This is a genomic window from Lysinimonas soli, assembly GCF_042655435.1.
Lineage (GTDB): Bacteria > Actinomycetota > Actinomycetes > Actinomycetales > Microbacteriaceae > Lysinimonas > Lysinimonas soli.
On record NZ_JBHSMG010000001.1, the window covers coordinates 1527761 to 1538224 of the forward strand.

Below are 10464 nucleotides of genomic sequence, written 5' to 3' on the forward strand. Positions count from 1 at the left end.
GCAGCATTGAGGGCGGCGTCTGGAACAAGTAGGACTGGCTCGAAGGCCGCTCTCGGCAGCGTGCTGCTGCCTTTGTGGCCGCCTTCGTGGGCGCGCGCGGCGGTAGCGCCACGGATGTTCGTTAGCGCGCCTTTCGATCGAGCATTCCTTTCCTTCGGGTCGGCGCGGGCCAGCGTCTCGCGCGACACTGTCAGATAGTATTCGGGCACCCGGCGACGATGAGGAGACAATGCGCACTGCATCCGACCTTGTATCGGTTGTCGATGAAGCACAGCCCACTCTTGTCGATTGGTCCAAGGCCGACCGGACTCGTCTCCTTGAACGAGCCACCACGATCTTGAGTGCGACTCCCCGACCCTTCATCAGGTGGGCCGGTTCAAAGCAGAGGTTGCTCTCTCAGCTCGTTGAGCACTTGCCCGCAACCTGGCGCACCTACTATGAACCCTTTGCCGGCGCCGCATCGATGTACTTCTTATTGCAGCCGTCCAATGCGCATTTGAATGACTACTGCCAGCCACTCGTGGAGATGTACGACACCGTTCGTAGAGAGCCGGATGCAGTTCTAGCCGGTCTCAGTTCAATGGACGTGCTGGACAAAGACTTTTACTACGAAGTTCGTAAGTCCGTTCCGGAAGACCCAATCCGTCGAGCGTCTCGGTTCATCTACCTGAATAGAGCGGCGTGGAATGGGCTCTACCGCGTAAACGCTCGCGGTGAGTTCAACGTGCCGTACGGGAAGCCACGTTCTGGAAACATCCTCGACGAGATCAATTTCTTCGCGGCCGCGAATCTTCTCTCGAAGGATGGGCTAACGCTGACCCACCGTGATTTCGAAGACGCCGTCGTCGGGGCGGGCGATGGCGATCTCGTCTTTTTTGACCCTCCCTACGCGTCAAGCAAGCGCCGCGAGAGCTTCGTGGACTACAACGAAACCCTGTTCACCTGGGAGGATCAACGTCGCCTCGCCGCCTGTGCCGAGAGGCTCAGACGGTCCGGGGCGAAAGTAATCGTCACAAACGCGTACAACTCAGCGATTCGAGAGCTATACCCGACTTTCACCGAACACGCTCTCTTGCGAAGGAGCTCGCTTGCCTCAGATGTCTCTCTGCGCGGATCGGTAGCCGAAAGCGTGTTCGTCACATGACCCAGCCTCCGGATCTCCTATCAACTAGCTATCAAGCCGAGATCGATCCCGGTCGCATCCGCCCAAATCCAGATAATCCGCGGCGCTACTTCAATGAAGACCGCCTGGACCTTCTTCGTACTTCGATTCAAGAGATCGGGATCTTGGTCCCGCTGATCGTTTACGCGGATCCTCAAAGCGATGGCGACTTCGTGTTGATGGACGGAGAGCGTCGGTGGCGCTGTTCGTCGGACCTGGGTCTGGAGACGGTGCCGACGAATGTCATTCCGGCGCCCGACCCGCTCGACAACCTGTTGCGGATGTTCAACATCCACAACGTTCGCGAGGACTGGCCCCTAATTAGCGTCGCTCTTTCTCTGCGGGAGGTGATGAAGATCTCAGGCGAGACCGGGGAAAAGCGCCTATCAGAGATGACCGGAGTGACACGATCATCAGTCCGACGGGCTCGTCGGCTCCTTTCATTGCCGGAGCCCGAGATTGATCTGATTCGTGATGAGGCGCACCTTGACAGGACGGAGCAGGTCCATCGAGAGGACCTATATCTTGAAATTGAGGCAGCCGAATCTGTGCTCAGGTCTGCGGTGCCAAGCTTCGGTGCGAAGCACACTCGGCCGGAAGTAATTCGAGCCTTTGCCGCAAAGGCCGAAGCGAAGACACTTCGCGCGGTCACAGACTTTCGACTACTCGGGCGGCTCACGAAAGCGCTCGAGAGCAGCGATGCCTCAAGCGACCTCATCGAGTATGCGCTTGATGAACTGGTGACTGACGTTAACGTGACCCCACAAGAAGTGTTCGACAACTTCGCTGCGGAGGGCTACAGGCAGCAAACACTCCTGCGAAAAGCAGAGGTCTTGCAAGGCGACCTGAACGGAATAGAGGACGCCGCGACCCTGTCGCCAGCGCTCGTCGCTGAGCTCAGACGATTGAACGCTGTTCTCTCTCAGCTGCTGGATTCACTAGCGTGACCGCAGCCTACGAAGACCCCGCCAAGACGCGGATGCGCCTGGCAGTGGCGATCGCTATCGACCAAGCGGGATTCTCGGCGGTTGAAGAGCCGATCCGGGTTCCCCTTGGAGATGACTCGCGACTCAATGGATCTCTACTCGGAGACGCGCAGAGCGTCGACAACGAGGACATCCGCACGTTCTACTACCTTCGCCCGGGAAACGATGCCGCTGTGCCCAAATGGATTGGCAATCTCGCTCGGGCATCGCATGCCGCCAACGCGGGTCGGGTGTACATGGTTGTCACTGAATACGTCCAGGACCTTGTCGAATCCTGCAAAGAGACTGGGGCGGGTCTCCTAAGGCTGACGGAGGACAGTCAGTTCGAGCTGATTGTCGACTACGAGGAGACTGCTCCACGCACACTAGAAGAAGCGAGAGAGAGCCACATTACGGAACTCCGGCGAAGCATGGAGCGTCGAGTCGAGCTCGTTCGGGTCGACATTGAAGCGCGACATAGTCAATCCGCAGGGATTATTGCGGGCATGGAAGGCGATGCGGCCGATCGTTACATGAATCAGTTCGACGCTGAGTATCGGAACCTTGACGATTGGGGCTCAGACATGTCGAGACGCCTCGATGCGCTCGGCGCTCGATCGACGACGAACGAGATCGGCGAAGTCGAAAGTCTCGTGCAGCAGGGGCCTCCGCCTATTGGGGACCCGGACAAGTGAAGACGCTCGCTGCTCGCATAGCGCCCTTCCACCGTGTCTTGCTTGTGGTGAGTTCGGTTGCTCTCGGCGTAGTTGGTTCTCGCGTTGCTACAGACCCGAGTGAGTGGCCGTCCTGGGCCATCTTGGCCACTTCAGCCTGTTTCCTATTCGTAGCCGATGTCGCCCGCAACGTAGACGAGAAAGGTCGAACGATCGCAGTGGCGACGCACACATCCCTTGGCACCGCTCGTAGGGACGTTACCAGTGCGGGCGAAGCCAGAGCTATTTCGATCGGATCGCTAGTCGCCGTTCTCTGCATCGCTCTGGCGGTCGTTCTTGTCTCGCCAATTGCCTCTGGTCTCTAGCCACCCCCTGCCCAGGGCCTCCATGTTGACCTTCGGGCAAGCGGGATCTAGCCGTGTCGGCAAGACCTAGCAGGGACCGCGCGGCTAAACGAGCGACCGTACCACGGTGGTCAGCATGCGGCGAGCGTCGCGCTGCGACGCCGCATCGAGCCCCGACAGCATCCTGTCCTCCACCGCCCTCACGGCCACCGTCGCCTTCGCCAGTTGCCGCCGCCCGAGGGGGGTGAGCCGCGTAGGGAGGGTCTTGCCCACAGTGGCCTCGGCGGGGCGGGTGACGACGCCGTCGCGTTCCAGGGACTGCAGCAGCACGTTCATCTACTGCCTCGAGACGAACGCGCCCCTCGCCAGCTCGGAGTTCGAGAGACCCGGGCGCTGGGCCAGCAGCTCCAGGACGGCGTAGTGCGTCACCGTCATGCCGAGCGGCCGGAGCGGGCCAGCGTTTCGTCCATCTGACCCGGGCCTCGAGGCCGCCGCGTTCGGGGGTGCGCGCTCGAGTCGCCTCGTCTGGAAGAGTCCAGCAATGGACTTCGCACAGCTCGTGGCCGGCTCGGCAATCATCGCTTACATCGTGGTGCCGTGTCTGGCACTCCTGATCCTGTATGCGATCATCCGGATTGCGGTAGCGCGCGGTTTGCGCGACCACCAGCGATGGATGGAGAAGTACCGACCATCGCTCGTGAACGCGCCGCCATCGCGAACGACGATCGGACAGTACCGTGATCCGGCCGGGCCGCAGCCAGATTCTCCGACATCCTGGAACTGACTCTCGCGTCGCGACAGATCCCTCGCCGCCGCGCCAAGGCAACTCCAGGCAGTAGATCAGACCAGCGCGCCCTTGGCGTTCCGCTTGGCGGCGAGGGCCTGGCCGTGCTCGCTGGCGAGCTTGGCCGCTGCGGCGTGGACCTCGACCGCGTCGTCTTTCAGGGCATCCATCGCCGGGTTGATGCCGACGAGGGTCAGCTGGCGCTGCACGACGAGGAGGTCCGCCTTCCAGATGCCTTCGATGACGTGGCGCAGCCACGGGGTGGAGTGGTCCCAGCCCTCCTTGCCCGAGCCGGGGCGGTAGTCGCTCCCCAGAACGCTGGCCAGCACGACGGGCTTGCCGGCCAGGGCGCCCGACTTGATGCGCGCGTCCGTGTAGGTGATGTCGTACCAGCTCTTCACGTGGGCGGCGATGCCCCAGTTGTAGAGCGGGACCGCCAGCAGGATCGCGTCGGCGTCGATCAGCTCGTCGGCGAGTTTCGTGGCAAGGGCGACCGCCTCGCGCTGCTCCTCGGTGCGGTCGGCCTCGGGGACGAAGGCCGCCAGCGCCGCGATGTGCCACGTCGTCGACGGCAGCGGCTCGGTGCCGATGTCGCGGCGGGTGACCACCGAATCCGGATGCTGCGCCGTCCACTCCGCCTCGACGAGGTCGGCCAAGGCACGACTCTGCGAGGTCGCGGGGTTGATGCTGGCGTCGAGACGGTAGAGCGACATCGGGATCTCCTGAGGGACTAATAAAAACAAAGCGACTCCGGAGAGCGTAGCACTTGTACCATGGAGGAATGTCCGAGCATGACGAAGCCCCGGTTTGCGACAGCGCGATCACGCTCGCCTTCTCGGTGCTCGGCAAGCGGTGGAACGGCATGATCCTGAGCGTGCTGGGGTCGGGCGTCAGCTCGTTCGTCGGCCTGCGCAAAGGCGTCAACGGGATCAGCGACACCGTGCTGGCCGAGCGTCTGCTCGAACTCGCAGAGGCCGGGCTCGTGAGCCGGGCCGTATCCGAGGGTCCGCCCGTCACCGTGCGCTACGAGCTGACGACGGCGGGAGCCGAGCTGGTGCCGACCATCACCCAGCTCGGGCAGTGGGCGAAGCGCAATTTGCGGTTACCGGCAGAACAAACCGTTCAGTAGAGGTATCCTCGCGTTCATGAGGATTGCATGCGCAGCTTTCGGCGCTCTGGTGCTGGTGTCGGTTCTTGCGGGCTGCTCATCGACATCGGCGAAGTCGACGCCCTCTCCGTCTTCGACCCCGATCACTGTGACAAGTTCCACCACGCTCGTTGCGCCGAAGGGCACGCGGTCCGCCGAGGTGAAGGTGACCTGCGCCGGTTCGAGCCTGATCTTGACGGTGAACCGCGAGTCCGAACCGCGGGCAGTCAGCTGCGGAACCGATCGGACGATGACGGTGCCCACCGGGCGCACGCTGGCCCTCAGCTTCGACGCCCAGAACGACACCACCTTCTCGGCGACCGTCCGCTTCTCCCCCGCGGCGTTCCGAAGCGACACCACCCTGACGTCCCAATGCAAAGCGGCCACTACGGCTCTCTCCGACATCATGACCGCCGACAACGGACTGGGCCAAGGCGCCATCAGCTCCTCGCAGGCCCAGACGTTGATGGCACATGCCGCGCAGGCCCTCGAAGGTACCTCCACAGCCGGGGTCGTCGGCCAAGAACTGGCCGCGCTGCGCACGTGGCTGATCGGGAATCCCACCGCCGATCCCCGAACAGCACCCATGCCCGCGACGATGAACGAGTTGTGCGCCGACAACGAATCACCTCTGCTGATCAGCTCCAGCTACGGCGGCTAATCCGCGCTCACCCCCAGAAGCCGGCGAGCGACCCGGCGAGCGCCCGACCCTGCTGGTAGCCGCCCCGAGCCGCCTGCGGACGCGTCGAGGGATCCGCCGCGGTGGCGTTGAACACCTCACCGGCACCGGCATCCGGGAAGACGGTCTCGACGCTGCTACCCGCGGCGCGGAGCTCATCCACCTGGATGGCGAGGTCCATGCCCCAGTCGAGCGGCGTGCGCGACCGGCCGCTGAAGGGATCCAGCACCAGAACGCGGTCGTATCCCGTCGCCAGGTCGGCGTTCGAGCCGCGTCGGTAGGCGCCGTTGATGTAGCGGTGCTCGCCGAGCTGATACGCGCCCGCGGTGCCGTTGCTGGTGCTCGCGGCCACGGCATCCGTCAGTTGGATGCCGCTGCCGCGATCGAACACGACCGGTTGCGCCGTGCGCGCGTCGACCGCCGTGATCAGTACGCGCTGCTGCGGCCACTCCTGACTGGGGAGCCGCGCCGCGACCGTGTCGTGCCAGCGACGCGAGCTCGCCTCGTCGGATGCATCCAGCTCGAGGATGGCGGCGGACATCCGGCGACGCCAGTCGGCGGCATCGGCTGAGGCGGCGATGATCTCGTCCGACCACCTCAGGTACTCGGCGGCCGACATCGGAGCGCGACCCGGGCCGGCCGCGGGCTGTGGGCCGGGCTGCGGGCCGGGTTGCGGGCGGCGCGGGGCCGTCTCAGCCTGGGTCGCGGCATACAACTCGGCCGGCCGGGTGCCGCTGGTGATCATGGCGGCTGCGGTCGATCCGGCGGAGGTGCCGATGACGAGCTCGGCCCGGGTGAGGTCGACGCCGGCCTCGGCGAGCCCGGCGACGAGTCCGATCTGCCAGGCGTTGCCGGCCGCGCCGGCCCCGGCGAGCACCAGGGCGCGCGCGGGAGTCTTCGAAGAAGTGCTGTTCATGGGAGTGCCTTTCGCGAATGCGGTCGGGCGCTCCCCCGGCGACTATGACAGTCGCGAGACCGTGCCCTGCAAGAGAGCACCCGTGACGGATGTTGCGAACATGGGTGTCACCTCCTGGGGTCGTGGGTCATCGGAATGCTCGCACACGCGGACGCGGTGCGCAACGCAGATAGCGGTGACCGAACTGCTAGCCGAGCGACGACACCATGCTGCGCAGGATGCGGCGGGCCTGGCCTTGCGACTCCGCGTCGAGCCCGGACAGCATCCGGTCTTCCACCGCCTTCACGGCCGCCGTGGCCTTCGCCAGCTCGCGCCGACCGCGGGCGGTGAGCTGTGTCGGCTGGGTCTTGCCCACCCGGGCTTCGGCGGGTCGGGTGACGATGCCGTCGCGCTCCAGGGATTGCAGCAGCACGTTCATCGACTGCCGCGACACGAATGCGCCCCGGGCCAGCTCGGAGTTGGACAGACCTGGCCGCTGCGCCAGCAGCTCCAGGCACGAGTAGTGCGTCACGGTCATGCCGAGGGGCCGCAGCACGGCCTCCATCGCGGAACGCAGCGCGCTCGAGGCCTCCTTGAGCAGGTATCCGATGGAGGTCTCGAGGTCGACACCCCGCTGCCCGTCACTCATGTCAGTAGTCTGACATATGCTTCTGGATGTCAGATAACTGACACCAATCGAATGGAGCAACCCATGGCCGTCACCGGTCCCGACTTCTTCTCTCTTCAGACCCGCGATCAAGAACTGTCCGCCGCGTTCTACGAGCAGTACCTCGGGCTGGTCCGCTCGACGACCGGTCCCCCGCACGCCGTCGTCTTCGACACCACGCCGGTGCCCTTCGCCCTGCGCGGGGTGATCGAGGGAGTCGACCTGGATGTCGTTCCGCAGCCCGGCATCGGCATCGCGCTCTGGATGCTCGCCACCGATGTCCAGCAGATCCACGATGCACTGGCCGCCGACGGCAAGACGATCGTGTCAGCCCCGATCGACGGGCCCTTCGGGCGCACGTTCACGTTCGCCGACCCCGATGGGTACCAGATCACGCTTCACGACAGGGCGTGAGGCTCCCGGCGCTCTGTAGCGAGGACGCTCCACACCTGCTTGTCGTAGAAGGTGTCGCCCACCTTCCACGCCTCGCGCAGCACGCCCTCGATCGTCATCCCCAGGCGCTCGGCGACGGCTGAGCTGCGGGCGTTGTCGGCGCGACACCGCCACTCGGCGCGGTGCAGGCCGCGTTCGTCGAAGGCGTAGGCCAGCAGCATCCGGCATGCGGCGGTGATCAGGCCGCGGCCCTCGGCGCTCGGCTCGAGCCAGCATCCGATCTCGCAGGTGCCGGCGGCGGCGCTGAACTCGACGAACATGACGCCGCCGACCAGGGTCGGGCCGGGTGTGCCGCCAGTGCCGTCTGTGCCGGGCGTGCCGTCGAGCCAGATGCCGAAGATGCGGTTGCCGTCGCGCGCGGTGGCGTCGGCGTACTTCTGCAGGGTGGCGCGGGCGCCGGCCACGTCATCCGTCACGAATGAGGGGCCGACCCAGGGGCGGATGTGCTCGCGCGCGCGGTCCATGTGCGCGGCGAACTCCCCGGCCTGGTGTGGCTCGAGCGGGCGGAGGGTGGCGGTGGGAGTCAGCTGCGCGGCGAACACTCCCCCATTCTGGGCCAGGAGCTGGCGGAGTATCCTCGCCGCATGTGCCGGAACATCAGAGTCCTTCACAACTTCGAGCCGCCGACCACGGATGACGAGGTGCGGGAGGCCGCGCTGCAGTTCGTTCGCAAAGTGAGCGGGTCGACGCATCCCTCCCGGGCCAACGCCGCGGCGTTCGAGCGCGCGATCGACGAGATCGCCGAGGCGACGCGGCGGATGCTCGACGAGCTGGTCACGAACGCTCCGCCCAAGAGCCGCGAGGCCGAGGCGGTCAAGGGCCGGGCGCGCCACGAGGCGCGGATGGAGCGCGAGGTGCGGATCAGGACGGCGGCGGGCGTCGCGGCGACGACCTAGCACCGGGGAAGGGTGTCAGATCGCCGACGACGTGAGGTAGCGGCCCAGCTTCTCGAGGACGCCGCGGGTGCCCGCCTCGCGATTCGGCCCGTCGGCCCAGAACTGGTCGAAGAAGACGCCGTGCTCGACGTGGGTGAAGCGCGTGCCCGGACCGTCGATGCTCTCGATCGGGTCGAACTCGAACGACGCCACCGAGGTCGACATGTGCACCCCGTCGAGCCACATGTCGTAGGTGTTGACGATGCGGACGTGCTCCACGATGTCGGTGTACGTGCCCTCGAATCGCGACAGCGGTCCGTCGTGGAACTTCCCCTCGGCCACGTCGCGGCCCCCGACGCGGAAGTCGAACGCCCACTCCCCCTGGTCGAAGGCGTCGTCGGAGCCGAACCACGCGAGCTTCTGAGCCTCGTCGGCGAAGGCGTTCCAGACCCGTTCCACCGGGACCGGGTAGTCCCGAGTCAGGGTGAATCCCGCGCGGGCGAGTCGGCGTTCGATCGTCATGAGTGCATTCTCTCGAGGAATCGCGTCACCGGGCTATCGCGTGAAGTTGACGTGGATGGTGCCGCTCTCGGCGACCTCCGTCGTCACCGTGTGCGTGCGCTCGAGCCCGCCCAGTCCATCCCACAGCCGGGTCCCCTTGTCGAGGATGACCGGGGCGATCATGAGGTGGAGGTCGTCGACCAGGCCGGCGAGCAGGAAGTCGCGCGCGGTGCCGATGCCCCCGCCGACGCGCACGTCGCGACCGCCGGCGGCCTCGGTCGCCTCGGCGAGCACCTCCTGGATGGGTGCGTTGCGGAAGCGGAAGGTGGTGCCGCCGTCCATCGGGATGTCGGGCCGCGGCGCGGTGTGGGTGAGCACGTAGACCGGGGTGCGGAACGGCGGCCGGTCGCCCCACCACCCCTTCCAATCCGGGTCGTCGGGGAAGGAGTGCAGGCCGAACATCGCCGCGCCCATGATCTCGGCGCCGATGTCATCGAAGAATGCGGCCGCGTACTTCTCGTCGACGCCGGTCGTACCGGCGCCGCTGGTGTCGCCGAAGACCATCTCGCGGAAGGTCCGGGTCGCGGTATAGGCCGCCGTGAGGCGCTCCCAGTCCTCGCCCATCGGGCTCTCGGGGGTCGGCTCGGCCGTGGCGGCGTAGCCGTCGAGCGAGAGGAACAGGTCGATGCGAACGCGGGTCATGTCAGTCTTCCTTCGGTGCGGTGCGGATGAGGTGGATGCCGAGCCGGTCGGCTTGGCGCTCGGCAGGGGTGCGCTGCTCGTCGAGCCACAGGTGCAGCACGTCGAGGGCGCCCGGCTTCAGGCTCACGGTGCGGACGCGTCCATGCTTCTCGGACGCGACCAGCCCCGCGTTCTCGAGCACGCGCAGGTGCTGCATGAGCGACGGCAGCGCCATGTCGAAGGGGGCAGCGAGCTCGGAGACCACGGCCGGTGACTTCGCCAGACGCTCGACGACGGCACGACGCGTCGGATCCGCGAGGGCGCGGAGCACGGCGTCGACGTCGTCGCGATAGTTAGGCACGCGCCTAAGTATTGGGGCCCCGCGCGGTTTCGTCAAGTCCACGCCGCCGAGCGGAACGTGAGCGCTCCGAAGCCGCCCGGGGCGTGGGGCGTCCGCTGGCGCTAGCTGTAGTGCCCAGCCAGGTTGTTTGAGATGCGGCTGATGGGTGGGAGCTTCCCGATGGCGGTGTGGGGCCGGTGCTGATTGTAGAAGTGCAGCCATGCCGGGAGAGCGGCGCGGCGGGCTGACTCGGAGTTGTAGTGGCGCGAGTAGGCCCAGCCGTCGGCGAGGGTGCGG

The 10464-nt window shown here is 65.9% G+C and carries 17 protein-coding genes and 1 pseudogene; 8 read left to right on the forward strand and 10 right to left on the reverse strand.

Annotated elements, in window-relative coordinates; genetic code table 11:
* Positions 1–229: 229 nt before the first annotated feature.
* From ACFPJ4_RS07435 to ACFPJ4_RS07445, 3 genes are read left to right on the forward strand one after another with little or no spacing between them, the layout of a single operon-like run.
* On the forward strand, positions 230–1144 hold the full coding sequence (locus ACFPJ4_RS07435) for a DNA adenine methylase (protein ID WP_386739728.1): 915 nt from the start codon (positions 230–232) through the stop codon (positions 1142–1144).
* Complete coding sequence (locus ACFPJ4_RS07440) at positions 1141–2109, forward strand: ParB/RepB/Spo0J family partition protein (protein ID WP_386739729.1); 969 nt, start codon at positions 1141–1143, stop codon at positions 2107–2109. Before ACFPJ4_RS07435 ends, ACFPJ4_RS07440 begins: the two co-directional genes overlap by 4 nt.
* Positions 2106–2822, forward strand: coding sequence for a hypothetical protein (locus ACFPJ4_RS07445; protein ID WP_386739730.1), 717 nt, complete (start codon positions 2106–2108; stop codon positions 2820–2822). Before ACFPJ4_RS07440 ends, ACFPJ4_RS07445 begins: the two co-directional genes overlap by 4 nt.
* A 428-nt stretch (positions 2823–3250) precedes the next feature.
* Here the strand turns inward: ACFPJ4_RS07445 and ACFPJ4_RS07450 are convergent.
* Positions 3251–3595, reverse strand: a pseudogene (locus ACFPJ4_RS07450) (MarR family winged helix-turn-helix transcriptional regulator); the annotation flags it as partial.
* A 91-nt stretch (positions 3596–3686) separates the two neighbouring features.
* Between ACFPJ4_RS07450 and ACFPJ4_RS07455 the strand changes: the two are divergent.
* Positions 3687–3929 carry a hypothetical protein gene (locus tag ACFPJ4_RS07455; protein ID WP_386739791.1) on the forward strand — a complete coding sequence of 81 codons (243 nt, stop codon included), beginning with the start codon at positions 3687–3689 and terminating at the stop codon, positions 3927–3929.
* A 56-nt stretch (positions 3930–3985) separates the two neighbouring features.
* Here ACFPJ4_RS07455 and ACFPJ4_RS07460 read toward each other — a convergent pair whose 3' ends face one another.
* Positions 3986–4642, reverse strand: a complete 657-nt coding sequence (locus ACFPJ4_RS07460) for an FMN-dependent NADH-azoreductase (protein WP_386739731.1) — start codon at positions 4640–4642, stop codon at positions 3986–3988.
* A 68-nt stretch (positions 4643–4710) separates the two neighbouring features.
* Between ACFPJ4_RS07460 and ACFPJ4_RS07465 the strand changes: the two genes are divergently transcribed.
* Entirely contained in the window at positions 4711–5058 is a 348-nt protein-coding gene (locus ACFPJ4_RS07465; RefSeq protein WP_386739732.1) for a winged helix-turn-helix transcriptional regulator, read from the forward strand.
* Here the strand turns inward: ACFPJ4_RS07465 and ACFPJ4_RS07470 are convergent.
* Positions 5032–5340 carry a hypothetical protein gene (locus ACFPJ4_RS07470; protein ID WP_386739733.1) on the reverse strand — a complete coding sequence of 103 codons (309 nt, stop codon included), beginning with the start codon at positions 5338–5340 and terminating at the stop codon, positions 5032–5034. The genes ACFPJ4_RS07465 and ACFPJ4_RS07470 overlap by 27 nt on opposite strands.
* Here ACFPJ4_RS07470 and ACFPJ4_RS07475 point away from each other — a divergent pair.
* The gene (locus ACFPJ4_RS07475) at positions 5327–5737 is read left to right on the forward strand and encodes a hypothetical protein (RefSeq protein ID WP_386739734.1); all 411 of its coding nucleotides are present in this window, start codon (positions 5327–5329) and stop codon (positions 5735–5737) included. The genes ACFPJ4_RS07470 and ACFPJ4_RS07475 overlap by 14 nt on opposite strands.
* A 7-nt stretch (positions 5738–5744) precedes the next feature.
* Here ACFPJ4_RS07475 and ACFPJ4_RS07480 read toward each other — a convergent pair whose 3' ends face one another.
* Together ACFPJ4_RS07480 and ACFPJ4_RS07485 are read right to left on the reverse strand one after the other, a co-directional pair.
* The gene (locus tag ACFPJ4_RS07480) at positions 5745–6671 is read right to left on the reverse strand and encodes a patatin-like phospholipase family protein (RefSeq protein WP_386739735.1); all 927 of its coding nucleotides are present in this window, start codon (positions 6669–6671) and stop codon (positions 5745–5747) included.
* A 187-nt stretch (positions 6672–6858) separates the two neighbouring features.
* Positions 6859–7299 (reverse strand): MarR family winged helix-turn-helix transcriptional regulator, encoded by a 441-nt coding sequence (locus tag ACFPJ4_RS07485; protein WP_386739736.1) that lies wholly within the window; start codon positions 7297–7299, stop codon positions 6859–6861.
* 63 nt (positions 7300–7362) lie between these two features.
* Here ACFPJ4_RS07485 and ACFPJ4_RS07490 point away from each other — a divergent pair, with 63 nt between their 5' ends.
* Positions 7363–7731 (forward strand): VOC family protein, encoded by a 369-nt coding sequence (locus ACFPJ4_RS07490; RefSeq protein WP_386739737.1) that lies wholly within the window; start codon positions 7363–7365, stop codon positions 7729–7731.
* Here ACFPJ4_RS07490 and ACFPJ4_RS07495 read toward each other — a convergent pair.
* Positions 7716–8312 (reverse strand): GNAT family N-acetyltransferase, encoded by a 597-nt coding sequence (locus tag ACFPJ4_RS07495; RefSeq protein ID WP_386739738.1) that lies wholly within the window; start codon positions 8310–8312, stop codon positions 7716–7718. The two genes, ACFPJ4_RS07490 and ACFPJ4_RS07495, sit on opposite strands and share 16 nt — an antisense overlap.
* Before the next feature lie 42 nt (positions 8313–8354).
* Here ACFPJ4_RS07495 and ACFPJ4_RS07500 point away from each other — a divergent pair, with 42 nt between their 5' ends.
* Positions 8355–8666, forward strand: coding sequence for a DUF2277 domain-containing protein (locus tag ACFPJ4_RS07500; protein WP_386739739.1), 312 nt, complete (start codon positions 8355–8357; stop codon positions 8664–8666).
* 15 nt (positions 8667–8681) lie between these two features.
* On the opposite strand, the gene ACFPJ4_RS07505 is transcribed toward ACFPJ4_RS07500, so the two are convergent.
* From ACFPJ4_RS07505 to ACFPJ4_RS07520, 4 genes are all read right to left on the reverse strand, one after another.
* On the reverse strand, positions 8682–9167 hold the full coding sequence (locus tag ACFPJ4_RS07505) for an SRPBCC domain-containing protein (RefSeq protein ID WP_386739740.1): 486 nt from the start codon (positions 9165–9167) through the stop codon (positions 8682–8684).
* 33 nt (positions 9168–9200) lie between these two features.
* On the reverse strand, positions 9201–9848 hold the full coding sequence (locus ACFPJ4_RS07510) for a dihydrofolate reductase family protein (RefSeq protein ID WP_386739741.1): 648 nt from the start codon (positions 9846–9848) through the stop codon (positions 9201–9203).
* A 1-nt stretch (position 9849) separates the two neighbouring features.
* A complete protein-coding gene (locus ACFPJ4_RS07515; protein WP_386739742.1) occupies positions 9850–10188 on the reverse strand; it encodes an ArsR/SmtB family transcription factor in 339 nt (112 codons plus the stop codon).
* A gap of 101 nt (positions 10189–10289) precedes the next feature.
* Positions 10290–10464: integrase core domain-containing protein (locus ACFPJ4_RS07520; RefSeq protein WP_386739790.1), on the reverse strand; the 175-nt coding region annotated here is incomplete at its 5' end.

Bases quoted from the DNA above. Each gene is read 5' to 3' on its own strand.
- ACFPJ4_RS07455 (WP_386739791.1), top strand. From the start codon at position 3,687: ATGGACTTCGCACAGCTCGTGGCCGGCTCGGCAATCATCGCTTACATC.
- ACFPJ4_RS07480 (WP_386739735.1), bottom strand. From the start codon at position 6,671: ATGAACAGCACTTCTTCGAAGACTCCCGCGCGCGCCCTGGTGCTCGCC.
- ACFPJ4_RS07440 (WP_386739729.1), top strand. From the start codon at position 1,141: ATGACCCAGCCTCCGGATCTCCTATCAACTAGCTATCAAGCCGAGATC.
- ACFPJ4_RS07510 (WP_386739741.1), bottom strand. From the start codon at position 9,848: ATGACCCGCGTTCGCATCGACCTGTTCCTCTCGCTCGACGGCTACGCC.
- ACFPJ4_RS07465 (WP_386739732.1), top strand. From the start codon at position 4,711: ATGTCCGAGCATGACGAAGCCCCGGTTTGCGACAGCGCGATCACGCTC.
- ACFPJ4_RS07505 (WP_386739740.1), bottom strand. From the start codon at position 9,167: ATGACGATCGAACGCCGACTCGCCCGCGCGGGATTCACCCTGACTCGG.
- ACFPJ4_RS07500 (WP_386739739.1), top strand. From the start codon at position 8,355: ATGTGCCGGAACATCAGAGTCCTTCACAACTTCGAGCCGCCGACCACG.
- ACFPJ4_RS07475 (WP_386739734.1), top strand. From the start codon at position 5,327: ATGACGGTGCCCACCGGGCGCACGCTGGCCCTCAGCTTCGACGCCCAG.
- ACFPJ4_RS07485 (WP_386739736.1), bottom strand. From the start codon at position 7,299: ATGAGTGACGGGCAGCGGGGTGTCGACCTCGAGACCTCCATCGGATAC.
- ACFPJ4_RS07460 (WP_386739731.1), bottom strand. From the start codon at position 4,642: ATGTCGCTCTACCGTCTCGACGCCAGCATCAACCCCGCGACCTCGCAG.
- ACFPJ4_RS07490 (WP_386739737.1), top strand. From the start codon at position 7,363: ATGGCCGTCACCGGTCCCGACTTCTTCTCTCTTCAGACCCGCGATCAA.
- ACFPJ4_RS07435 (WP_386739728.1), top strand. From the start codon at position 230: ATGCGCACTGCATCCGACCTTGTATCGGTTGTCGATGAAGCACAGCCC.